At 70.0% G+C, this 22,225-nt stretch carries 22 protein-coding genes; 5 read left to right on the top strand and 17 right to left on the bottom strand.

Features of this window, described 5'->3' with window-relative positions:
- The first annotated feature begins 76 nt into the window (after positions 1-76).
- Entirely contained in the window at positions 77-2,293 is a 2,217-nt protein-coding gene (locus IT779_RS28610) for an MMPL family transporter (protein ID WP_196152550.1), read from the top strand.
- Here the strand turns inward: IT779_RS28610 and IT779_RS28605 are convergent.
- Together IT779_RS28605 and rpsA are read right to left on the bottom strand one after the other, a co-directional pair.
- Positions 2,283-2,915 carry a TetR/AcrR family transcriptional regulator gene (locus IT779_RS28605; protein WP_196152549.1) on the bottom strand — a complete coding sequence of 211 codons (633 nt, stop codon included), beginning with the start codon at positions 2,913-2,915 and terminating at the stop codon, positions 2,283-2,285. The genes IT779_RS28610 and IT779_RS28605 overlap by 11 nt on opposite strands.
- A 96-nt stretch (positions 2,916-3,011) precedes the next feature.
- Entirely contained in the window at positions 3,012-4,478 is a 1,467-nt protein-coding gene (gene rpsA / locus IT779_RS28600) for a 30S ribosomal protein S1 (RefSeq protein ID WP_196152548.1), read from the bottom strand.
- Positions 4,479-4,789: 311 nt separating this feature from the next.
- Between rpsA and IT779_RS28595 the strand changes: the two genes are divergently transcribed.
- Positions 4,790-5,638 (top strand): class I SAM-dependent methyltransferase, encoded by an 849-nt coding sequence (locus tag IT779_RS28595; protein WP_196152547.1) that lies wholly within the window; start codon positions 4,790-4,792, stop codon positions 5,636-5,638.
- Positions 5,639-5,650: 12 nt separating this feature from the next.
- Here IT779_RS28595 and IT779_RS28590 read toward each other — a convergent pair whose 3' ends face one another.
- Together IT779_RS28590 and IT779_RS28585 are read right to left on the bottom strand one after the other, a co-directional pair.
- Positions 5,651-5,827 carry a hypothetical protein gene (locus tag IT779_RS28590; protein WP_196152546.1) on the bottom strand — a complete coding sequence of 59 codons (177 nt, stop codon included), beginning with the start codon at positions 5,825-5,827 and terminating at the stop codon, positions 5,651-5,653.
- A gap of 9 nt (positions 5,828-5,836) precedes the next feature.
- Positions 5,837-6,721 carry an SPFH domain-containing protein gene (locus IT779_RS28585; RefSeq protein ID WP_196152545.1) on the bottom strand — a complete coding sequence of 295 codons (885 nt, stop codon included), beginning with the start codon at positions 6,719-6,721 and terminating at the stop codon, positions 5,837-5,839.
- A 205-nt stretch (positions 6,722-6,926) separates the two neighbouring features.
- Here IT779_RS28585 and IT779_RS28580 point away from each other — a divergent pair, with 205 nt between their 5' ends.
- Positions 6,927-7,595 carry a respiratory nitrate reductase subunit gamma gene (locus IT779_RS28580; RefSeq protein ID WP_196152544.1) on the top strand — a complete coding sequence of 223 codons (669 nt, stop codon included), beginning with the start codon at positions 6,927-6,929 and terminating at the stop codon, positions 7,593-7,595.
- A 21-nt stretch (positions 7,596-7,616) separates the two neighbouring features.
- On the opposite strand, the gene IT779_RS28575 is transcribed toward IT779_RS28580, so the two are convergent.
- The 12 genes from IT779_RS28575 to IT779_RS28525 all read right to left on the bottom strand — a co-directional run bounded on the left by IT779_RS28575 (position 7,617) and on the right by IT779_RS28525 (position 19,946).
- Positions 7,617-8,405, bottom strand: a complete 789-nt coding sequence (locus IT779_RS28575) for an amino acid ABC transporter ATP-binding protein (RefSeq protein WP_269781662.1) — start codon at positions 8,403-8,405, stop codon at positions 7,617-7,619.
- On the bottom strand, positions 8,402-9,316 hold the full coding sequence (locus tag IT779_RS28570) for an amino acid ABC transporter permease (protein ID WP_196152543.1): 915 nt from the start codon (positions 9,314-9,316) through the stop codon (positions 8,402-8,404). The genes IT779_RS28575 and IT779_RS28570 overlap by 4 nt, the downstream gene beginning before the upstream one ends.
- A 3-nt stretch (positions 9,317-9,319) precedes the next feature.
- Positions 9,320-10,240: an ABC transporter substrate-binding protein gene (locus IT779_RS28565; protein ID WP_196152542.1), complete on the bottom strand. Its 921-nt coding sequence runs from the start codon at positions 10,238-10,240 to the stop codon at positions 9,320-9,322.
- A gap of 143 nt (positions 10,241-10,383) precedes the next feature.
- Entirely contained in the window at positions 10,384-11,358 is a 975-nt protein-coding gene (locus IT779_RS28560) for an ABC transporter substrate-binding protein (RefSeq protein ID WP_196152541.1), read from the bottom strand.
- 25 nt (positions 11,359-11,383) lie between these two features.
- Positions 11,384-12,460 carry a FecCD family ABC transporter permease gene (locus IT779_RS28555; RefSeq protein WP_332839014.1) on the bottom strand — a complete coding sequence of 359 codons (1,077 nt, stop codon included), beginning with the start codon at positions 12,458-12,460 and terminating at the stop codon, positions 11,384-11,386.
- Positions 12,457-13,233 (bottom strand): ABC transporter ATP-binding protein, encoded by a 777-nt coding sequence (locus tag IT779_RS38165; protein ID WP_196152540.1) that lies wholly within the window; start codon positions 13,231-13,233, stop codon positions 12,457-12,459. The genes IT779_RS28555 and IT779_RS38165 overlap by 4 nt, the downstream gene beginning before the upstream one ends.
- A complete protein-coding gene (locus IT779_RS38160; protein ID WP_196152539.1) occupies positions 13,230-14,060 on the bottom strand; it encodes a class I SAM-dependent methyltransferase in 831 nt (276 codons plus the stop codon). The genes IT779_RS38165 and IT779_RS38160 overlap by 4 nt, the downstream gene beginning before the upstream one ends.
- 109 nt (positions 14,061-14,169) lie before the next feature.
- Complete coding sequence (locus tag IT779_RS28540) at positions 14,170-15,597, bottom strand: MFS transporter (protein WP_198429031.1); 1,428 nt, start codon at positions 15,595-15,597, stop codon at positions 14,170-14,172.
- The gene (locus tag IT779_RS37270) at positions 15,594-16,622 is read right to left on the bottom strand and encodes an enolase C-terminal domain-like protein (RefSeq protein ID WP_198429030.1); all 1,029 of its coding nucleotides are present in this window, start codon (positions 16,620-16,622) and stop codon (positions 15,594-15,596) included. Before IT779_RS37270 ends, IT779_RS28540 begins: the two co-directional genes overlap by 4 nt.
- Complete coding sequence (locus tag IT779_RS28535; protein ID WP_332839013.1) at positions 16,619-17,686, bottom strand: PLP-dependent cysteine synthase family protein; 1,068 nt, start codon at positions 17,684-17,686, stop codon at positions 16,619-16,621. Before IT779_RS28535 ends, IT779_RS37270 begins: the two co-directional genes overlap by 4 nt.
- Positions 17,674-18,684 carry a Rossmann-like domain-containing protein gene (locus IT779_RS28530; RefSeq protein WP_196152537.1) on the bottom strand — a complete coding sequence of 337 codons (1,011 nt, stop codon included), beginning with the start codon at positions 18,682-18,684 and terminating at the stop codon, positions 17,674-17,676. The genes IT779_RS28535 and IT779_RS28530 overlap by 13 nt, the downstream gene beginning before the upstream one ends.
- Positions 18,681-19,946, bottom strand: coding sequence for an ATP-grasp domain-containing protein (locus IT779_RS28525; protein ID WP_196152536.1), 1,266 nt, complete (start codon positions 19,944-19,946; stop codon positions 18,681-18,683). The genes IT779_RS28530 and IT779_RS28525 overlap by 4 nt, the downstream gene beginning before the upstream one ends.
- Before the next feature lie 204 nt (positions 19,947-20,150).
- On the opposite strand from IT779_RS28525, the gene IT779_RS28520 reads away from it, so the two are divergent.
- The gene (locus IT779_RS28520) at positions 20,151-20,477 is read left to right on the top strand and encodes a hypothetical protein (RefSeq protein WP_196152535.1); all 327 of its coding nucleotides are present in this window, start codon (positions 20,151-20,153) and stop codon (positions 20,475-20,477) included.
- A gap of 261 nt (positions 20,478-20,738) precedes the next feature.
- Positions 20,739-21,236 (top strand): DUF6764 family protein, encoded by a 498-nt coding sequence (locus IT779_RS28515; protein ID WP_196152534.1) that lies wholly within the window; start codon positions 20,739-20,741, stop codon positions 21,234-21,236.
- Between the two features lie 102 nt (positions 21,237-21,338).
- Here IT779_RS28515 and IT779_RS28510 read toward each other — a convergent pair whose 3' ends face one another.
- Positions 21,339-22,103 carry a hypothetical protein gene (locus IT779_RS28510; RefSeq protein WP_196152533.1) on the bottom strand — a complete coding sequence of 255 codons (765 nt, stop codon included), beginning with the start codon at positions 22,101-22,103 and terminating at the stop codon, positions 21,339-21,341.
- Between the last annotated feature and the right edge of the window lie 122 nt (positions 22,104-22,225).

Raw genomic sequence — 22,225 nt, 5'->3', positions numbered from 1 at the left:
GCGTACGGCGCGTCGAGCTTCCTACACTGAGCGACATATCTGATAGTGACTTTCAGGTATGCCATCGGGAGGGACCATGACCACGCGCGCCACCGCCGAACGACCGCGGGATGCCCGCCGACCGGGCCCGCTCGGCCGGTGGGGCCGATTCATCGTCCGCCACCGCGGGGTCGTCCTGCTGACCTGGCTGCTCGTCGCCATCGGTTGCGGCGCGGCCTACCCGGCCTTGCACGACCGTCTCGGCGCGCCCGATTACACCGTCCCCGAATCGGATTCGGCTCGCGTGGAACAACTCGCGGCCGAACACTTCTCCCGCTTCGGCGCCGAACAGGACCTGCTCGTCTTCCACTCCGAACGCCGCGGCGCGGACTCACCGGAATTCCGCGCCGCCGTCGACCGCGCACTGTCGGCGGTGCGCGCCACCGACGGCGTCGCGGGCGCGATCGGCCCGTACGAGGGCATGTCCTCGATACAGATCTCCGCCGACCGGCACACCGCCTTCGCCATCGTCGGCATCGATGGCGCCATGGCGCGGCGGGTCGCGGTCGCCGAAGACCTGCGCGCGGCGCTCGCGCGGGCCGCCGAACCCGATGTCGAGGCCGTCATGACCGGATACGCGCCGATCCAGGCCGACCTCATGGCCATCGAAACCGCGGATATGCAGCGCGCCGAGACCATCGGCATTCCGGTCGCGGCCGCGGTGCTCGTCCTCGCGCTCGGCGCGCTCGCGGCCGCCACGCTCCCGATCGCGGTCACCGCCGCGGGCATCGCCGCCGGTGTCGGCGTACTGTTCGGACTCACCACCTTCCTGACCTTCGACTCGCTGGTGCTCTCGGTGGCCACCATGATCGCCACCGGCACCGCCATCGACTACGCGATGTTCGTCGTCAGCCGGTTCACCGAGGAACTGAACCGGCGCGGCGTCACCCGGCGCGACGACCGGGAAGGAATCGAGGCCGCCCTGGCGACCGCTCTCGACACGGCCGGGCGCACGGTGCTCGCCTCGGGCCTGATCGTCATGATCTCGCTGTGCTCACTGGCGGCGGTGGGACTGGCCATGCTGACCGGCATCGCCATCGGCGTGGTCACCGCGGTACTGGCCACCCTCACCGCCGCCTTCACCCTCTTGCCCGCGCTGCTCGCGACCCTCGGACCGGCCGTGCACCGCGGTGCGCTACCCGCCCGACTGCGTCCCCCGGCTCCTGGATCCACACGCGCGCACGGCGGATGGGCTCGCTGGGCCCGACTCGTCATGGGCAAACCTGTGCTGTTCGGCACACTCGGCGTCGCGGCGCTGGTCGCGGCGGCACTGCCGATCGCCACCATCGACTACGGCATCGATATGGGTGTCGGCGCGCTCGGCGAACGCCCGAGCGGGCGCGCCGCGCAGCTGACCGAACAGAATTTCGGGCCGGGACTGCTCGCCCCGATCACCGTGCTGGCCACCGGTCCCGGCGACACGTCGATGCGAGAGCCGACCCGGCAGCGGGTTTCGGCGTTCATCGAGCATCTCGCCGACGACGACCGCGTGGTCAGGGTGCTGCCGCAACACTCCGAAGGCCGGGTGCTCGCCACGGTCGTCCCGCGCGAAGCCTTCGATTCGACGGCCGTCGCGGAGCTGACCGACGACATCAGGACCGCGGCCGATGGCGTCGGAGGCGACGCCGAGATCCGGGTGGGCGGCACCTCGGCCGTCTTCGCCGACGTCTCGGTCCGCATCACCGATCGTCTACCGCTGGTGATCGCCCTCGTCCTCACCGTCTCGCTGGGATTCCTGATCTACGCGTTCCGCAGCGTCGTGCTCGCGCTCAAGGCGATCGTGTTGAACCTGCTCGCCACCGGGGCGGCGCTCGGCATCACGGTCGCGGTCTTCCAATACGGCATCGGCGAATCGGTCCTCGGATTCCACAGCACCGGATTCCTCCAGATCTACCTACCCATGCTGGTTTTCGCGGTCCTGTTCGGGCTGTCGATGGACTACGAGGTGTTCCTCATCCGGCGGATGCGGGAGGCGTGGGAGCAGAGCTGGGACAATGCCGCCGCGGTCGCCGAGGGATTGCGACACACCGCGCGGCCGATCACCGCGGCCGCCGCCATCATGGTGGCGGTGTTCGCGAGCTTCGTCACCGCGGACGTCCTCGAACTCCAGCAGATCGGTTTCGCGCTCGCGGTCGCCATCGCGATCGACGCGCTACTCGTCCGCCTACTGTTGGTTCCGGCGTTCATGCAGCTGTTCGGCCGCTGGAACTGGTGGCTGCCACGCTTGCGCTCGCGAAGGCGGGCTAGTCGATGATGCGTTCGATGGCATCGAAGACCGCCGCCATCGTCTCGGTGTAGACCTCGGTGAGCGGGCGCGCGAAATCGCCCGCGGCCCAATGGTCGAGGGCGGCGACCGTGCCCCACACGGCGATCGCCGCCGCCATCCCGAGCCGCAGATCGTCCGGGGCGCGACCGGTGCGCGCGAGCAAAAGGGCGAGCACCTGCCCCTGCGTCTCGCGCATCTGCCTGCTCTGCGCGTCGGCGATCTCCGGAATGGTCGTCACATAACGCATGCGACGCCGCAGGCGCAGTTCGGATTCCGGGGTCAGCAAGGCCTCGATCAAGACCGGGGCCAGCGCCCGCGCCGCCGCGATCAACTCCGCGGGCCGCACCACCGCACCACCGCCCGCGCGCGCGATCTCCTCGAGCAGGCGCAGATCGTGCTCGTCGTAGAGCACGAGCATCTCCTTGGTGCCGAAGTAGCGATACACCGAACTAGCCGAGGTCCGGGCCACATTCGCGATCCGCTCCACCGTCACCGCGCGGTAGCCGTGCTCCTCGAACAGGTCGAGCGCGACCCGCTGAATACGACTCATCGCCTCGAGTTTCCTGCGTTCCCACACGCCGGTCGAGGACTCCGCGCTGACATCCGACATCGCCGCTCAGGGTACCCGGCGCAAGAGCCGGGCCCTCGTACGAGGCGAGGCCCCGATCCCATTCGGGACCGGGGCCTCGGGTACTGCTCCGAACGATCAGGCGTTGCCGGAGAGCTTCTCCCGCAGTGCCGCGAGCTGGGCGTCGCTGGCGAGCGACCCGCCCGCGGGCTCGGCCTGGGTCGAGGCGGACTGCGTACCGCTCTCCGAGGAGTAGTTGGACGCGCCCGCACCGTTGGCGGCCTCGGCCGCGGCGTCGGCCGCCATCTTCTCCATCTGGGCGGTGTGCATCTTGTGGCGACGCTCCGCCTCCGCGTAGCGGCCTTCCCACTCTTCGCGCTGCTTGTCGAAGCCGTCGAGCCACTCGTTGGTGTCGGGGTCGAAGCCCTCGGGGAAGATGTAGTTGCCCTGCTCGTCGTAGCTGTCGGCCATGCCGTACTTCGACGGGTCGAACTCGGCGTGGTAGTCCTCGTTCGCCTGCTTCAGCGACAGCGAGATCCGGCGGCGCTCCAGGTCGATGTCGATGACCTTGACCATCGCGTCGTCGCCGACGGCGACGACCTGGTCCGGCACCTCGACGTGGCGCTCGGCCAGCTCCGAGATGTGCACCAGACCCTCGATGCCCTCCTCGACGCGCACGAACGCGCCGAAGGGAACCAGCTTGGTGACCTTGCCCGGCACGATCTGCCCGATCGCGTGGGTGCGGGCGAACTGACGCCACGGGTCTTCCTGAGTCGCCTTCAGCGACAGGGACACCCGCTCGCGATCCAGGTCGACGTCGAGCACCTCGACGGTGACCTCGTTGCCCACCTCGACGACCTCGGACGGGTGGTCGATGTGCTTCCAGGACAGCTCCGAGACGTGCACCAGACCGTCGACGCCGCCGAGGTCGACGAACGCGCCGAAGTTGACGATCGAGGAGACCACACCCTTGCGGACCTGGCCCTTCTGCAGCTGGTGCAGGAACTCCGAACGCACCTCGGACTGGGTCTGCTCCAGCCAGGCGCGGCGGGACAGGACCACGTTGTTGCGGTTCTTGTCCAGCTCGATGATCTTGGCCTCGATCTCCTTGCCGACGTACGGCTGGAGGTCGCGGACGCGGCGCATCTCGACGAGCGAGGCGGGAAGGAAGCCACGCAGACCGATATCCAGGATCAGGCCGCCCTTGACGACCTCGATCACGGTGCCCTTGACGGCCTCGTCCTTCTCCTTGAGCTCCTCGATGGTGCCCCACGCGCGCTCGTACTGCGCCCGCTTCTTCGACAGGATCAGGCGGCCTTCCTTGTCCTCCTTGGTGAGAACGAGGGCCTCCACCTCATCACCCACGGAAACGACCTCGTTCGGGTCGACGTCGTGTTTGATCGAGAGTTCGCGGGAGGGGATGACGCCTTCGGTCTTGTAACCGATGTCGAGCAGGACCTCGTCGCGATCGACCTTGACGATGGTTCCTTCGACGATGTCGCCGTCGTTGAAGTACTTGATCGTGGCGTCGATGGCGGCGAGGAAGTCCTCGGCGGAGCCGATGTCGTTGACGGCTACCTGCGGCGAGGTGACGGTGGTGGGCATGTGTCGGTGTGCTCCGGACGGATTGTGGTCGGTTGCGGACATTGGAACTTTCGGTACGCTGCGAGATCACCGCGACGATGCGACGACGGACCTAAGGAACGTACCGCACTCACCACACGTGAAACCCAGCGCGGGCGCTCTGTTACTGAGTACGCTGTAACCGTCGCTCGATCGTGTCCGATCCTGGAGTCGATCACAGTGCCGCTTACATCGGTACGCCAGTACAGAAGGCACTCGCTGAATCAGCGTACGCGACCTTGGTCGGGACGGGCAAACCGGCGTCTCCGCCACGCCGGGATAAGGTTTGGCGCGTGTCGGAAGATCCCCTCCACGAGGCAAACGCCCTGCTCCTCGATGCCACACACGCGCGAACTCGGGTCGATGCCGCCGCGAGTCGGAAGGCCAGCCGTAGCTGGTGGGATGCCGACGCGGCGCAGTACCACGCCGAGCACGCCGAGTTCCTCGGCGTCGACACCCCCGACGGTGAATTCGTATGGTGCCCCGAGGGCCTGCACGAGGGCGACATGGGTTTGCTCGGCGAGGTCGCCGGACGCCGCGTCCTCGAGGTCGGCTGCGGTTCGGCGCCCTGTTCGCGATGGCTGGCCGCGCGCGGCGCGCTGCCGGTCGGACTCGATCTCTCGCGGTCGATGCTCGCGCGCGGCGCGGCGGTGATGGATCGGGGCGGGCCTCGGGTGCCGCTGGTCCAGGCGGGCGCGGAGGATCTGCCGTTCGCGGACGAGAGCTTCGACCTGGCCTGTTCGTCCTTCGGCGCGATCCCGTTCGTCGCCGATTCCGCGCGAGTCATGCGCGAGGTCGCGCGGGTGTTGCGGCCGGGCGGGCGGTGGGTGTTCTCGGTGAACCACCCGATGCGGTGGATCTTCCTCGACGATCCCGGCGAGCGCGGCCTGACCGCGACGGTCTCCTATTTCGACCGCTCCCCCTATGTCGAGCGGGACGCCGACGGCACGCCGACCTACGTCGAGCACCACCGCACCGTCGGCGACCGGGTTCGCGAGATCGTCGCGGCGGGACTGGTCCTCGAGGACATCGTCGAACCCGACTGGCCGGAGTGGTTGGAGCAGGAATGGGGGCAGTGGAGTCCGCTGCGCGGCGCGCTGTTCCCCGGCACGGCGATCTTCGTCAGCGTCAAGCCCGCTTGAATCCGCCGCGGTTCACGCCGCCGAGTCGTCTCCGGAGCGGGTTGGCCGTCGACCCACCTGTTCGAGGGCCAATCGCAGCGCGTATTCGATCTGGGCGTTGATACTGCGCAGATCATCGGCCGCCCACTTGGCCATGGCCTCGTGGACGGCCGGGTCGAGGCGCAGCAGCAGCTTCTTGCGTTCGACCATGGGATCGGCTCAGTTGTAGAGCGTGCCGGCGTTGACGACGGGCTGGGTCGCGCGGTCGCCGCACAACACCACGAGCAGATTGGAAACCATTGCGGCCCTTCGTTCCTCATCGAGTTCGACGACCCCCTGTGCGGTGAGCCGGTCCAGCGCGAGACCGACCATACCGACCGCGCCCTCCACGATGTGCGTGCGTGCCGCCACCACCTGCGCCGCCTGCTGGCGCACCAGCATGGCCTGGGCGATCTCCGGCGCGTAGGCCAGGTGGGTGATGCGGGCCTCGAGCACCTCGACGCCCGCCGTCTCGGTGCGCTCACGCAGTTCGACGGTGAGTTCCTCGGCGACCTCGGCGCCGTCGCGCAGGCTGGTGCGCTCGGCGTCGTGCGCGTCGTAGGGGTGCGAGGTGGCCAGATGCCGCACGGCAGCCTCGGACTGGGTCTCCACGTACTCCTCGTAGTCGTCGACGGCGAAGGCGGCCTTGAAGCTGTCGACCACCCGGTAGACCACCACCGCGGCGATCTCGACCGGATTGCCGTCGGCATCGTTGACCTTGAGTTTCTGGGTCTCGAAGTTGCGCACCCGCAGCGAGATGCTCTTGCGGTCCGACAGCGGAACCACCGAGAAGAAGCCGGGTTCGCTCACCGAGCCGACATAGCGGCCGAAGAACTGCACCACCTTCGCCTCGTTCGGATCGACCACCGTCAGCCCGGTCGCAAGCAGTAGCAGCACGACGACGAGCACCGTCGCGACGATCGCGGCGATCAGCGCGGGCGGATTGCCCCCGTCGGCCGCGGCGACGAAGCCGAGCGCGGCCGCCCCGCCGAAGAAGAGAGTGAGGACCAACCACGCCAACAGCACCAGAAAGCCGTTGACATGGAAGGCGGACCTGAGCTTCATGACATCCTCCCGGTATCAAGGTGATATCACTACGATAGCGCAGGCCCGCATGCCCGCAAGGGGCGAGCGGGTCACGAATCGGCGACATCGCCCGGTCACACCACCCATGCCTACTCATCGGTAGCTGCCGTTAGGCTCTGTGCGTCGTGCCCTGTTCCTGCCACAGTGGGGCGGCCGTTCGACCTACCGAAAGTGATATCGCCCGATGCCCGCCGTGTTGTGGATCCTGCTTCCGTACCTGGCGGCGGCCTCGTTCGTGACCGGTCACGTGTGGCGATACCGCCGCGACCGCTTCCGCGGCTTCACCGTGGCGCCCGACGCCGCTCGCACGCACCGGCTCGCACTGCTCGCGCTACGGATCGGATTCACTCTCGTGCTCGCCGCGCGCCTGGTCGACCTGGCGACCGCAGGCCACGACAGCAGGCTGACCGGCCCCGCTTTCGCGATCATGATCACCGTCGAGGGCATCGGCGGCGTGCTCACCGGCGTCGGCGGGGTGCTGTTGTTGCTGCCCGACCTGATCGGCGCGTCCCGGCCCGTCACCCCGCTCGACCGCATCACGGTGCCGGTGCTGATCGCGGCACTGTTCTCCGGTATCGCGATGCGCTTCGACCCGAATTCCGCCGGGAATCGCTACCGCACGGCCGAAACCCTGTACGCCTGGATCCGTTCGCTGCCCAGCACGCACCCGAATGCCGACGCCATAGCGCAAGCCCCGGTCATCTATCAGGCGCGCGGGGCGATTCTCATGCTCATCGTGGCAATCTGGCCCTACACGCGACTGTCGGGAATCTTCGCGGGCCCGGTCGTGCGATTCGTCCGCCGATACACCGGACGCGACCACACCGAAGCGGAATCCGCGGCGGAACGGTGAGATCCGCGCGCCGCGGCAGATCTACAGTAGCCGGGACAGGAATGCCTTGGTGCGCTCGTGCGCGGGATCGGTCAACACCTCTGTGGGCACACCGGATTCGACGACGACACCGCCGTCCATGAAAACCAGCCGATCGGCGACTTCGCGGGCGAATCCCATTTCGTGGGTCACCACGATCATCGTCATTCCCTCCCCCGCCAATTCCCGCATCACACCGAGCACCTCGCCGACCAGTTCCGGGTCCAGAGCCGAAGTCGGCTCGTCGAACAGCATGAGTTTCGGGTCCATCGCCAACGCCCTCGCGATGGCGACGCGCTGCTGCTGACCGCCGGACAGCTGCGCCGGATACGCGGTCGCCTTGTCGGCCATCCCGACCCGCCGCAACAATTCGTGGGCGCGTTCCACGGCCTGCGAGCGCCGGATCTTCTTGACCTGCACGGGCGCCTCGACGATATTCTCCAGAGCGGTCCGGTGCGGGAACAGATTGAAATGCTGGAACACCATGCCGATATCGCGACGCTGCCGCGCGGCGTCGCGGGGATGCAATTCGTAGAGTTTGTCGCCCTGCTGCCGGTAGCCGACGAGTTCGCCGTCCACGTACAACCGTCCCGCGTCGATCTTCTCGAGATGGTTGATACAGCGCAGGAAGGTGGATTTACCCGATCCGGACGGCCCGATCAGGCACAGCACCTCACCCCGCGCGACCTCCAGCGAGATACCCTCCAGCACCCGCAGCGCGCCGAAACTCTTGCACACCCGGTCGGCGAGAATCATCGGCGGATCAACCGCTTTGTCGAGTGCCGGATTCATTTCGGCGTCACCGCCGTTCGCGCGGCCGCCAATTCCCGCAATTGCCGTGCGGTCAGCTGCCGCGAGACGCCGCGCGAGTAATACCGCTCCAGGTAGTACTGGCCGACCATCAGCACGCTGGTTATCGCCAGATACCAGGTCGCGGTGACCATGAGCAGCGGAATCGGCTGGAAATTCACGCCGTAGATATCGCGGGCGCGGCCGAAGAGGTCGGTCGTGAGCGGGATCGCGGTGACCAGCGACGTCGTCTTGAGCATGCCGATCAATTCGTTGCCGGTCGGCGGGATGATCACCCGCATCGCCTGCGGCAGCACGGTTCTGCGCATCGTCTGCCCCCACGACATGCCGAGCGCGATCGACGCTTCCCGCTGGCCCTCGCCGACCGAATTGATGCCCGCGCGGACGATCTCGGCCATGTAGGCCGCCTCGTTGAGGCCGAGCCCGATGGCCGCGAAGGCGAACGCGGCCTGGAGGTTCTGCACGTCGAGGTGGAAGAACTGCGGGCCGAACGGGACGCCGAGCACGATCTGCTTGTACAGCGACGGGAACAGCCCCCAGAACACCAACTGCACGTAGACCGGGGTGCCTCGGAAGATCCACAGGTAGACCCACGCCGCGGCGCGCAGCACCGGATTCGGCGACAGCCGCATGACGGCGAGCACCGTGCCGAGCGCGACGGCGATGGCCATCGCGATCACCGTCAGCTCGAGGGTGATCGCCGCCCCCGCGAGGATGCGGGTGTCGAAGAGGTAGCGCCCGTAGGTCCCCCACCGGTAGGCGTCGTTGGTCGCCGCGCCGTAGAGGAACAGGCCGAGCAGGACCAGGATGACCGCCGCCGCGATCCACCGGCCAGGGCGGCGCAGCGGGACCGCGCGGATCGGTTCGGCGGGCTCGGCGACCGGATCCGACACGACTCAGCGCTCGGCGCCGTTGATGACCGCCGCGCTGACCGCGCCCTCCTGCACACCCCAGTTCTGCGTGATGGTTCGGTACTGGCCGTTGGCGATGAGGTGGTTCAACGCGGCCTGCAGGACGGCGGCCAGCGGCGAACTCTTCGGCACCGCCCAGCCGTAGGGCGCGGAATCGAAGACCGGACCGGCGGATTCGATGACGCCGCCGCTCTGCTTGATCGCATACGCCGTCACCGGCGAGTCGGCGGACATGGCGTCGACCTGGCCGAGGACCAGCGCGTTGGTGGCCGCGCTCTGCTCGTCGAAGGGTTTGATGTCGATCGCGGGTTTGCCCTCGGCCACGCATTTCTCGCTCTTGGCCGGCACCTCGTCAGTGTGCTCCACCGTGGTGGCCTGCACGGCGACCTTCTTGCCGCAGGCATTGCCCGGGTCGACCGGCTTACCGGACTGCTGGGCCCACTGGATGCCCGCCTTGAAGTAGTCGGTGAAATCGACCTGCTGTTGCCGTTCCTTGGAATCGGTGATCGAGGACATGCCGACGTCGTAGGTGCCCGCCTGGATCGCGGGGATGATCTTCTCGAACGCGGATTCCACGTAGTCGACGCGCACGCCGAGCACCGCGCCGACGGCGTCCATGAGATCGACGTCGAATCCGACGATCTTGCCGCTCGCGTCCTTGTACTCGTTGGGCTGGTAGGGGATGTTCACGCCGACCACCAGCTTGCCGGACTGCCGGATCTTGTCCGGCACGGTCGCCGCGATGGCGTCGACCTTGTCCACCGAAACCTTCGGCACGGCGGGGCCGGATTCCTCGGTGTTGTTGCTACAACCGGCGAGCACGAGGGCACCGCCGACCAGTACACACATCGCCCGCAGGGCTCGCCCGCCGAGCACCGTTCGAACAGCCACAGCAGCCCTCCACATTTCGGTTCGACGAAACCAGGGCGTCACCGCCCGTTTGGGAATCTAAGCGAAGGGCGGGCTTCGCGCTGCCCGGAAAGCGTCACGACACGAAGTCGTAACCGCGCGCAGGACCGAATCGGCCGTGTCGGTCATCTTCGTGTCGGTCAGCGCAGCGCTGCGAGTTCGGTGTCGAGTACCTCGAGGCCCTGCACCGCGACGGGGCCGGGGCCCGTGTAGCCGAAGGGGACCGCGACTATGCGGTCGGCGCCTATCGCGGCGATCGGGGCGAGTTCGGGGCGGGCGCGCAGGGCGGTGCGGGCGGACTGCGGGGTCTGGTCGCCCTGGGTGAGGAGGATGATCACCTCGGGGTCGCGGGCGATGAGGGTTTCGGTGTTCGACTCGAAGCTGCGTTTGGCGACGTCGCCGAAGATGTTGTCCAGGCCGAGCATGCGCATCTGGGCGTCGACGGTGCTCGTGCTGCCGTAGGCGTTCACTTTCGTGCCGTCGCGGGAGATGATCAGCGCGGCCGCTCTGCGTCGGGGCGCGCCGGTGTCGTGGCGTGCGGCGACCGCCGAAACCCGGTGCCGCAGTGCCTGTACCGAGGCGCGCGCGGATTCGGCGGTGCCGAACAGGCGGCCGTAGAGTTCGATGTCGGCGAAGACGTCGTCGTAGGATCCGCTCGCCTGTTTGCAGTATCCCCTGGTGACCAGCAACGGGATTCGCGCGGCGGCGAGATCGTCGGCGCTGATCGCGGCGCCTTCGAAGCTCACCACCAGATCCGGGGTGCGGGCGATGATCTCCTCGCGGGCCAATTCCGCGGTGGGGGCGATGATCTCCGCGCCGCGCAGGGCGTCGGCGTATTCGCCGGGGAACGGCGCGGTCTCGAAGGTGCGGGTCACGATGCGGTCGGGTGCGCCCGCCGCCGCCACCAAAGGGGCCGCGATCGAGCCGACGGTCACCACACGCTGTGGCGGGCTGTCGAATCGCACGTCGCGGCCACAACTGGAGACGGTGAGCGGAAAGCCGTCGGTCGCGACGGAGGCCGCGGTGTCGGACGCGCCGCAGGCGGTGAGGGTCGCCGCGGCGAGCAGCAGCGCGCCGACGACGAGGCGCGGTGGGTGATGGGCACCATTGGTCACGAGATCGGTCCTTTCCAAAGGGGTTTCACAGGACGTTGCGAGACGAACGCCGAATCAGCAGGAGCAGCAACGGCGCTCCGACGACGGCGGTGACGATGCCGAGCGGCAGTTCACGCGGCGCGAACGCGATGCGCGCCACCACATCCGCGCTCACCAGGAACAGCGCGCCGAACAGCGCCGAGAGCGGGATCAGCCGCCGATGGCCGCCGCCGACGCACAGCCGCGCCACATGGGGGACGACCAGGCCGACGAATCCGACGGCGCCCGCGACGGCGACGACCGCGCCGACGCACAAAGCGACCACGGCCAGCGCGAGCATGCGCAACCGCCCTGGACGCAGGCCGAGCGTGCGCGCGGTGTCGTCACCCGCCGCGAGCGCGTCGAATCGGGTTGCCAGCGCGAGTAATCCGAGCAGAGAGCCGAGGGTGACCAGCGCGGTGATCGCGACCGAGGACCACGCCGCCGACGCCAGTGAACCGAGCAGCCAGAACAGCACGGCACGCGCGCCTTCGGGGGTGTCGGAGGCGAAGACGAGGAAACTCGTTGCCGCGGAACCGATATAGCCGATGGTGACACCGCCGAGCAGCAACCGCAGCGAGGTCATCTGCCCGTCGACCCGCGCGACCAGATACAGCAGCACGGTCGCCCCGAGCGCACCGGCGAACGCGCTGGTCGCGAGCGTGGCCGCGGAGGCCGCCGCGCCGAACAGCAGTGAGGCCGCCGCGCCGGTGGAGGCGCCCGAGGTGACGCCGAGGATGTGCGGATCGGCGAGCACATTGCGCACGAGGGTCTGTAGCACCGCGCCCGAGGCGGCCAGCGCCGCGCCCACGAGTGCGCCGAGCACCACGCGCGGCGCGCGGACGAGCCACACGATGGCGTCCTGCGCGGCGGTCCAGTCCGGGCGCGCGGGCAGACCGAGGACGTGATGGCCGACGACGCGCGCGACCACGCCCGGCGAGACCGCGACCGGACCGGAGCCGATCGCCACCACCATCACCACGGCGAGCGCGCAACCAGAGCCGCCGAGCCACAGCAAGGTCGCCCACCGGTGGCGGTTGTGCCCGAGGTCGTCGATCGCCACCTGTTCGCGTATCGAGGTCACGAGGCCACCGCCGCGGGCTCGCGCGGACCGAACAGCAGTTGGACCGCGCCGAAGGCTTCGACGCGCCGCACGGTCACCTGATAGACCGGTTCGAGGAGTTCTGGGGTGAGCACGTCTTCCACGGATCCCGCCGCGACCACTCGCCCTCGGTCGAGCAGGACCAGTCGGTCGCAGTACCGCGCCGCCAGATTGAGGTCGTGCAGCACGACGATCGAGGTGGCGTCGAGTCCGCGGACCAGTGCCAGCAGTTCGTGCTGATACCGGACGTCGAGATGGTTGGTCGGCTCGTCGAGCAGCACATGGTCGGCGCACTGGGCCAGCGCGCGAGCGATCAGCACGCGCTGCCGTTCGCCGCCGGACAGTTCGGCGAATCCGCGGTCGGCCAGATGCCGCGCACCGACCCGTTCCAGCGCCGCCGCGGCCCGCACCCGGTCCTCGCGGGTGTATCCGCGCACCGCGCCCGCCCACGGCGCACGGCCGAGCAGCACCGTCTCCGCGACCGTGACCGGTGTCTCGGCGGGCGATTCCTGCACGACCACGGCCAGCCGGGCCGCGAGCGCGCGACCGCGCAGCCCGCGCACCGGCCTGCCGTCGATCGCCACAGTGCCGTCGTGCGGACGCAGCGCGCGATAGATCAGCCGCAACACCGTCGACTTCCCGGAACCGTTGGGACCGATCAGCCCCACGGTGTCACCGGATTCGGCCACCAGCCCCACCCCGTCGAGCACGACGGCGCCGCCGTACCCGAAACTCACCGACTCGACCGCGATCACGACCGCACCCGCCGCGCGACCACGTGCAGTCGGTCCCCCACCAGATCCGTCGCCAGTTTCCCGGCACCCGGCCACGGCGGCTCGGTGAGCGGACCCGGCGCGTCGAACAGTGCGAGCGTCTCGAATCCGCCGAGCCGCAACAGGTATCGCAGTTCGCGCGGGAACAGCAGCCGCCAGGCGGTGCGCTCCTCGATCGGCGCGGCGCACCCGTCCCAGGTCCAGGCGCGCTGTCGACGCAACAACTGCTCGGGCAGGTCGAGTCGCAGCGCGGTACGGGCCGTGTAAGTGCGCGATTCCCATTCGACTCGCCGCACCGATTCCGCGGCCAGCAGTTCGCGACGACCCCGCTCGGTGAGCAGGAAGGCGCCGCTGCGCATTTCGAGGATCAGCAGACCGCCGGGTCGTAGGCACCGCGCGAAACTCGTGAGCGCGGCGACGATGTCGGAGTCGTCGTGCAGATGCAGCAGCGTACTGCCCAGACAGGTAACGACGTCGACCGCGACGGGCGTGCGCACGGTGCGCGCGTCCCCGACCTCGAAACGCACGCCGGGACGGTGCGCACGAGCGTAGGCGATCATCCGCTCGGAGATATCGACGGCGGTGACCGCGTACCCGGACGCGGCGAGTCGCGCGGCATCGCGGCCGGTACCGCACCCCACATCGAGCAGCGCGCGTCGACCTGATGGTTCAGCGAAACGTTCGACCAGATCGCGGACGAAGCGCGCATTGCGCTCCCCGGTGTCGGGAAAGGCGTGTTCGTAGAGCGCCGGGTTGTCGGTGAGCAGATTCTCACCCACGAGTTCCGGCCCGCTGTCCGAGCGTGTCATCGATCGTCCTGCCCTTCATCACAACCGTCCTTCGCCGCGCTCGGCGCGCCACGCACCGCGATATCGCCTGCGGCGTCCACGGCGGCGGCACTCCGCGTCGCGACGCTTCTCACCGGCGCGTCCCCCGTCGAACCTCGCCGATGGCCTCCGCCGCGACGTCCCGAACCTCGACCTCCCCCGCCGAAGCGTCGCTTGCCGCGACACCGCCCACCGATGCGTCACTCGACGGCACAGCCGCGGCGGACGCGCCGAGCCCTGGAACAGGTGGCGCCGACGTGTCTTTCGGTGAACTCGTCGCGGCCGCTCCGCCTTCGGGGAGCAGCCCGCTGCGGTGCAGTGCCGATACCGCGGCGGCGGAGAGCAGCCCGGTGGCCGCGCACAGTAGGGCGGGAGGCCAGGACAAGGGCGAGCCGCCGCGGTCGACGAGGGCGCCGCCACAAGTCGTCATGGTGACCGTGAAGATGCCGGATGCGAGGTAGAAGGCGCCGAAATAGGTTCCGGTCAGCCGGGTTCCGGCGAAGCGCGGGATCAGTTCGTTGACGAAGGGCTGGGTGATCATGACGCCGACCGCGAGACCGATCGCCGCGAGTACCACCGGTGCGACCCGCACCGCGCGCGGCGCCGCCTCGGACTCGATCAGGGTCGCGGCGGCGGGTGGAAGGACGAACGACGCGCCCATGACAGCCATTCCGGTCGCCATGGCCGGGCCGCGCGTCGGGCGGGCCGCGAACAGGCGGGTGATGCGGACCTGGAACAGCAGGATGACCGCGGTCTCGGCCACGAACAGCGCGGCCACCGCCGCCGCGCCCGCCGAGCCCGCGGCGCGCTCGGCCTGCATCGTGAACAGGAAATAGATCTGGCTCTGCAACGCGAACATGCCCATGAGGGCGAACGCGAACGCCCAGAACGCGCGATGGGTGAAAACCCGTGCGAAGTCGCCGAATACACCGGTGGCGTGTGGTGGCGCCGGGCGCGCGGGCAGCAGGACGAGCTGGGCGAGGGTGAGCGCGCCGAAGATGCCCGCCGCGACGAGCGCGGTGATCCGGAATCCCGCCGCCGCCAACGCGGTTCCGAGCACCGGCCCGAGTGCGGACCCGACATTGCCGAATACCGTGAACAGCGCGAACGCCTCGGCGGCGCGGTCCTCGCTGTCGCGCGCGATATAGGCGCGCACGGCCGGATTGAACAGCGCTCCAGCGAATCCGGTGAGTATCGAGGCCAGCAGCACGATCGGCACCGAACCGCCCACCGCGAACAGGGCGAAGCCCGCCGCGCGCACCCCGGCGCCGATGACGATCACCCCGCGCGCGCCGAGCCGGTCCGCGGCCGAACCGCCGACCAGGAACAGGCCCTGCTGGCTGAGATTGCGCACGCCCAGCACGGTTCCGACCACGGCGGCCGAGAGGCCGAGATCGGTGAGCAGATAGTCGGCGAGGAAGGGAATCAGCAGGTAGAAACCGGTATTGCCGGCCAATTGGTTGACCAGGAGCAACCGCACCGACGGTGGGAAGGACAGGAAGGAACGCGCGGTGGTCATCGGGCGACCACGCCCAGTCCGGGTCCGGTCGGGCGACGCAGCAGGCCGTCGTGGCCGCCGAGCCCGTGCCACGGGTCCTCGGCCAGCAGCAGGTGCCCGTCGAGGTCGACCCACCGGGCGAGTCCGGTCAGGTGCACCGAGGGCGCGATCCCGAGCGAGGACCCGACCTGGCAGCCGAGCATGGTCGCCATCCCCGCCTCGGCCGCCGCAGCGATCATGGACAGCGCGGCGTCGAGTCCGCCGCATTCGGCGAGTTTGACGTTCACGCCCGCGATTGCGGCGGGTAGACGGCGCAGATCGGCCTCGGTCGCGGCGGATTCGTCGGCGATCACCGGCACCCCCACCGCGGCGACCACGCGCGCGAGTTCCTCGGGTCGCGCGGCCGCGACCGGCTGCTCGACCGCGGCCACGACGCCGTCGAGCGCACGCAATACCGCCGTCGCGGTGTCCGCGTCCCACGCGCCGTTCGGGTCGAGCAGCAATTCGACGCCGGGCGTCGCGGCGCGCACCGCGCGGACCCGGTCGATGTCCTCGGTCGAATCGGGCAGTCCCGCTTTTATTTTCAGTACCGTGAAGCCTGCGGCCGCCGCGTCAACCGCCATCGCGACGGCGTCGTCGGGCGGCATGATGCCCAGGGTGTAAGCGGTCGGCGTCGAATCACGCTGTGGCACACCGAGGAAGTCGCCGAGCGGCAGTCCCGCCGCCCGCGCCAGCAGATCGTGTAGCGCGCAGTCGACGGCGGCCACCACCGGCAGCGCGTCGGACATTGCCGCGCGCAGCTCCGGCAGCCGGGTCCGCAGCTGTTCGGGTCCGTCGGCGCCCAGCCACGAAGCCACCCGCGCCAGCGCGCGCTGCACCGCCGCCACGTCCAAGCCGAATCGGGCGCTGGTCACCACTTCGCCCTGCCCGCTGCCGAATTCGTCGGACAGCCGAACCCACACCGCGTCGCGCTCGCTCATGGATCCGCGCGAGATACGCAGCGGCGCACGCAATCGCAGCCGCCGCACCGTGTGCTCGAGTCTCACGCAGGCACCTCGCACGTGCGCGGATCGGCGACGGCGCGACAGCGCGCCCACCCGCGCACCTCCACCCGTTCGGAGCTGCCGATCTCCACCGGATGCGTGACCGGCGCGCCGTCGATGCCTTGTTCGGCGCACCACCGGTCGTCGTAGATGGTGCGCAGGTAGCGCATCGGTCCGTCCGGGAAGACCGTGAGCACGCGCGCGCTCGGCTCCCGGCGGGCGGCCCACGCCGCGACCAACGCGGTCGCGCCGGTGCTCCACCCGCCCGCGATCGTGGTGGCACCGGCCAACTCCCGGCAGGACGCCGCGGCCTCGGTCGGCCCGACCCAGTGCACCTCGTCGAAGGTCGCGTAGGCGACATTGCGGGGCAGGATGCTGCTGCCGAGCCCGCGCATCAGCCGCGCACGCGCGGGCTGCCCGAAGATCCGCGACCCCACCGAATCCACGCCGATGATGCGCAGCCGCGGCCAATGCGGGCGCAGCGCCGCGGCGAGTCCGGCGGAATGCCCGCCCGTGCCGACCGAGACCACGAGGACGTCCACCGATTCGACCTGTCGCACGATCTCGAGCGCCATCCCCGCGTAGCCGCGCGCGTTGTCCGGATTGTTGTACTGGTCGGGCCAATACGCGCCGGGGGTCGCCGCGAGCAGTTCCGCGAGCCGGTCCAGCCTGGCCTGCTGCCAGCCGCCGACCGGATGCGGGCGGGTCACCACCTCGAGCCGCACGCCGTAAGCCGCGAACAAGGCGCGCATCTCTGGTTCGAGCGCGTCGTCCACCACGAGCACGGTCGGATGCCCGAGCGCCTTGCCCGCCAGTGCGAGTCCCACTCCCAGTGTGCCGCTGGTCGATTCGATCACCGGCGCTTCGGGGGCGAGTTCGCCGCGCCCGATGGCGGCCGTCAGCATCGCCACCGCGGCGCGCGCCTTCATGCCGCCGACGCCGTGGGATTCGAGTTTCGCCAGGTAGTCGAGGCCGAGTCCGGCGGGTAGGGCGACCACCGGTGTCGCGCCGATCAAGCGGAGCAGGTCGGGGCGGCCGCGCACGCCGTCTCCGGTCACCGCGAACACGACGCCTCCTCGCGGTAGCGGAACAGTGTGCTCGGACCGCCGTTCAGGGCGAAGAACGGATACGGTTCGGCCGAGACCGCGCGCACGCCGCCCGCGCCGACGAACCACGGCAGTATCGCGCTGCCGCTCTGCGCGAACATCACCATCGGGATGCCGCGGCGCACGGCGGCCGACCGCAGATCGTCGAATGTGCCGTTGCCCAGCGTCATTCCGGTGACGAGCATGGCGTCGCAGTCCTCGACCGCCGTACCGGCTTCGGTCGACACCGGATCACCCCATTCGGTGCGTCCCCCGGCCCGGTCGCACGGCACGTAGCGCAACCCGCGCGAACGTAGTTGCGCCAGTAAGGAATTGACGACGCCGATGACGAGTACCGTGCCGCCGTGGCCGAGTCCGAGCAGATCGACCACGGTCTCGGCGCGCCTGCGCGACTTCGCCAGCGAGGTGGCGCCCGCGATCGACACCGCCTCCGCGCGCAGCCCGCCCGCTCGCGGATGCGGTGCGCAGTGCATGAGGTAGGCGTCGAGCGCGGCGATGCGGACGGCGGTGCGCGGATGGTCGAGCAGTTCGGCGACGGTCGCGCCGACGCAGTCATCGATGAGACAGTCGCGAACATCGCCCGTCCCGTCCTCGACGCCGCGGGAACCTACCGCCGCGCCGACGCGGCCATCGACGCGGCCGTCGGGATCATCGCCGGCCCCGTCCTCGACCCCACAGGAACCGACCGCCGCACCGACGCGGCCATCGACGCGGCCGTCGGGATCATCGCCGGCCCCGTCCTCGACCCCACAGGAACCGACCGCCGCACCGACGCGGACGCTGAGCACTTCGTTGCGGTAGGCCCGGGCGCGGCCGACGTGGCGGGTGCCGTAGACGGTGCGGAACGCGGTCGCGACCCTGAGGTCGGCGGGGTCGGGGCCGAGTGCGGCGGCGGACGCCCATGCCGACAGTTCGGCCACCGTGCGCGGGCGCGGCGGCGCGGATGTGGCGCGGGTCATCGGACCGATTCCGTCGCGACGTGGTCGAAACGCAGTCCGTCGATCAGCGCGCGGGCGGTCGCGCCCGCCGCCCCCGGTCTCGGGTCGGTCACGAGCACGTGGCCGAGATAGCCGTTGTTGTCCCGCGCGGCCCGCGTCGCCGCGCCCGGTGCGGGCAGCGCGTAGTCCACGATCCCCGGGTGCGCGGGCCACCCCTCGTCGCCGGTGATCCCCGTCAACGTGCCGGTTGCGGTGGGCACCGCGAACGCGACGGCGGCGCTGCCGACGCCGGTGGCCGCCGGTGTCAGGTCGGGATCGCCGCCCGCGGCCAGCTCGGCGTGCACGGCAGGCAGGTCGATTCCGGTGACCCGGCGCACCAATTCGGTGATGCGATTGCCCGCGGGCCTCGGGTTCACCTCGATCAGTTTCGGCCCTTCGCGCGTCAGCTTGATCTCGGTGTGCGCGACCGTGTCGTCGAGTCCGATCGCCTCGACGGCCGCGACCGCAACCGCGCCGATCCCGGCCGCCGCGCCGGGATCGAGTGCGGCGGGGAACATGTGGCCCGACTCGATGAACGACGGCGCGCCGACGACGGTCTTGTCGGTGACGCCGACGACGCCGGTCCGCCCGCCGTGCGTGACGGTCTCGACGCTGTACTCGGGTCCGTCGAGGCATTCCTCGAGCAGGATCGCCTGCGCACGCACCTGCCCGCGGGCATTGACCGGGAAGCCGGTGATCCGTTCGACCGCGTCGCGCAACTCCTGAGCGTCGCGCACCATGCGCACGAACATCCCGGCGCACAGGTCGACCGGCTTGACCACCAGCGGATAGCCGATTTCCGTTGCGGCGGCGCTCAATTGCGTCCATCGGACGCCGACGGCGAAGCGCGGGCCCGGCACGCCCGCCGCCGCGCACACCTCGCGGGTGCGCTGTTTGTCGCAGGCGATGGCGACCGCGGCGCGCTCGGGCCCCGGCAGCCCGAATTCCGCGGCGACGGCCGCGACCAGCGGCAGGTAGTAGTCGCAGGAGGACAGCACCCCGTCGAAGGGCAGCGCTGGACGCAGCGCGCCGAGTCGCGCCGATACCGCTGCCGGGTCGTTGGTTTCGACGGTGAGGATGTTCGCCGCGCCGAGCAGCGGATGCCTCGCGTCGTCGCGGGCGCGCAGGTAGTGCCCGAGATCTCGGGTGAGGAAGCTGAAGTGGTGACCTCGCTCCCGAATGGCCAGGGGCAGCAGGGTGCTCATCGACCCGACCCAACTCTCGATCATCAGCAGATGCGCCACGACATTCGCTCCGTCTCGGATTCCCCACTCGGACAAGCCGGACCGTTTCCCGGCCGGCCGAGACGATACTAATGATAACGATTGTCGTTTGCATAGCCCTGATTCGCGCGCGGCCGACACCGGACCGGCGCGCGAGGGTCGAACGCGCCGGAAAATCCGCGAGTCGCCCACCGATTCGCGACATTCGGGCCACAATGCATGACGATGGTCACACGGCCGGGAGCAGATTCGACCCAGCAGGTGGACTGCCTGGTGGAACTGACCTGGCCCGCCGGCTGCCACCTGTGGTGGCGGGCGCGCCACAGCGGTTCGGGCTCCCAGATCGCCGCCGCGCTCGACGAACTCGCCCTGCGCGTCGACATCGACCCGCCCGCCGACACCGCGCCCCCGGTCCGCCCCCGCATCGGCTACAGCCTCGCCGCCTGGGTCCACAACAGCGTCATCGAGCACCGCGCCGACACCGTCGACCTGGCCGAACTCCCCGCCGCCTTACGCGCCCACGCCACCTCGATCCGCGCCCACCCGCTCTGAGCTCACCCATACCAGGCCCACCACTTGCAGGCTCAACCACGCCGGGCTCACCCGCTGCGAGCGCCGGCCCGCCACGTCGTCAGTATCCACGCACTTCACCGCAGTGCATCGAAATTGCATCGAATATCGACTACCGTGAGGTTGTGCCGCACCGGGATGCGCCTGAGCGGCCTCCACAACGACACCGATCGATTCCGTGATCGCCGTCGCCGGTCCGTATCGACCCATCGCACGCGCGGCGGTCACCGGCAAGGAGCAGCCATGTTCGACTCACGTACCCGTATCCGCGCGTTCGCGCTCGCCGCCGCATTCCCGGCGGCGCTTGCCGTCTGGTCGGCGACCGCACCGCAGGCCGCTGCCACGAATACCGCCTGCCCGGTCCCCGGGGCGGGCGCCGCAGCGACCGGCGACGCCGACGCGTCGTGTTCGGCTACCAGCGTCGATGGCAGCGCCGCCGCCGCGTACGGACTCGGCGCCGACGCCTCCGCCGACGCGGGCCCCACCAGCCTCGCACTCGCCATCGCGAGCAATGGCGGCACCGCGGCCTCGGCGTCCTCGCCGCTGTCCGGGCCCGCCGCCATCGCCGTCGGCCCCGGCGCGACCGTCACCGCGACTGGAGTCCGCCCCGGCCTGTCGCTGGCCATCGCCGGGCCGGGCGCTACGGTGACCGTTACCGGCACGAGCGCGCCGACCTGCACCGGCGGCCTCGGCTTCGCGGGCGACTTCCAGACCCTGCAGGGCTGCGCATCCGTCCGCTGACCGAGGGCGACCGTAGCGTCGACGCGAACCGCTCGAACGCCACGGCCGGTCGAATTCACGAGCACGCACCGCCCGACGGATTCGACGCGACGACTCGTATACCTACGGAGTCACCGCGTTGTAGCCCTCGACCGCGCCGACGGCCGCGCCGACCGCGCCGCCGACCAGCATGGCGGGCGCCGCGATGACGCCGTAGCCGATGCCTGCGCCGAGTGCCGTCACGACCACCCACCCCGCGGGGGCGAACGGGGTGCCCGCGACGAATCCGGTGGCCGCGCCGATCAGGGCGCTCGTGCCCGCGAGCGGACTCACCAGCGTCGAGCCGACCGATGCGCCGATGGCGGCCTTGCCGACGACCTCGGCGGCGATGCGATCGGACCTGGCCGGATCGAATCCGGCGGAGTCGAGTGTCTGCGCCAACGAGGCCTCGGCGCCCGCCGCGCCGTCGTTGACCTGCGCGGTGATATCCGCGGGCAACCACTCGGGCGCGTCCATCTGCACGCTGCCGACCCGGATCTTGCCCTCGGGGGCCTGGATCGGGGCCACCGCGGGGGCCGAGAAGTCCGGCAGGTGCAGGGTGCCGGGATCGACGCCGACCAGCGGAGCCTGCACGGCTCCCGACCGTTTGCGGGTCGGGTCGTTGCGCTCGGCGGCGACCGAAAGCGGTGCGGCCGGGTCGACCTCGGCGATGGGCGCCACCGCGCCGACGTGCGCGTCGACCGGGATCGACACACCGACATCGGCGGTCTCGATCGGCGCCGCGTTCGCCGCGGACTGGACGAGGACCGGGGCCACCCCCGCGACCGCGACGATCGCCGCGCGAGCTGCCAGTGTCCGGCCGGTGGCCGGTTCACGATGTCCGTGCATACGCTCAACCTCTCCGATTTACTCGACTTGCGACCTCTGCGACCGCACTTGATGAATCCGATCACTATGAACGCCGGTAACGGACGCGTCCCGCGACGCGCCCGTTACCGGGTGGAAATCGT

Source organism: Nocardia bovistercoris, assembly GCF_015674855.1.
Lineage (GTDB): Bacteria > Actinomycetota > Actinomycetes > Mycobacteriales > Mycobacteriaceae > Nocardia > Nocardia bovistercoris.
The sequence above is the reverse complement of the archived record's forward strand: the minus strand, read 5'-3'. Positions and strand labels throughout refer to the sequence as shown.

Coding starts and splice junctions, on each gene's coding strand:
- IT779_RS28590 (WP_196152546.1), bottom strand. CDS start 5,827: ATGGTCGAACGCAAGAAGCTGCTGCTGCGCCTCGACCCGGCCGTCCAC.
- IT779_RS28565 (WP_196152542.1), bottom strand. CDS start 10,240: ATGTGGAGGGCTGCTGTGGCTGTTCGAACGGTGCTCGGCGGGCGAGCC.
- IT779_RS28520 (WP_196152535.1), top strand. CDS start 20,151: ATGGTCACACGGCCGGGAGCAGATTCGACCCAGCAGGTGGACTGCCTG.
- IT779_RS28580 (WP_196152544.1), top strand. CDS start 6,927: ATGCCCGCCGTGTTGTGGATCCTGCTTCCGTACCTGGCGGCGGCCTCG.
- IT779_RS28515 (WP_196152534.1), top strand. CDS start 20,739: ATGTTCGACTCACGTACCCGTATCCGCGCGTTCGCGCTCGCCGCCGCA.
- IT779_RS28530 (WP_196152537.1), bottom strand. CDS start 18,684: ATGACCCGCGCCACATCCGCGCCGCCGCGCCCGCGCACGGTGGCCGAA.
- IT779_RS28510 (WP_196152533.1), bottom strand. CDS start 22,103: ATGCACGGACATCGTGAACCGGCCACCGGCCGGACACTGGCAGCTCGC.
- IT779_RS28585 (WP_196152545.1), bottom strand. CDS start 6,721: ATGAAGCTCAGGTCCGCCTTCCATGTCAACGGCTTTCTGGTGCTGTTG.
- IT779_RS28575 (WP_269781662.1), bottom strand. CDS start 8,405: ATGAATCCGGCACTCGACAAAGCGGTTGATCCGCCGATGATTCTCGCC.
- IT779_RS28605 (WP_196152549.1), bottom strand. CDS start 2,915: ATGTCGGATGTCAGCGCGGAGTCCTCGACCGGCGTGTGGGAACGCAGG.
- rpsA (WP_196152548.1), bottom strand. CDS start 4,478: ATGCCCACCACCGTCACCTCGCCGCAGGTAGCCGTCAACGACATCGGC.
- IT779_RS38160 (WP_196152539.1), bottom strand. CDS start 14,060: ATGACACGCTCGGACAGCGGGCCGGAACTCGTGGGTGAGAATCTGCTC.
- IT779_RS28540 (WP_198429031.1), bottom strand. CDS start 15,597: ATGACCACCGCGCGTTCCTTCCTGTCCTTCCCACCGTCGGTGCGGTTG.
- IT779_RS28610 (WP_196152550.1), top strand. CDS start 77: ATGACCACGCGCGCCACCGCCGAACGACCGCGGGATGCCCGCCGACCG.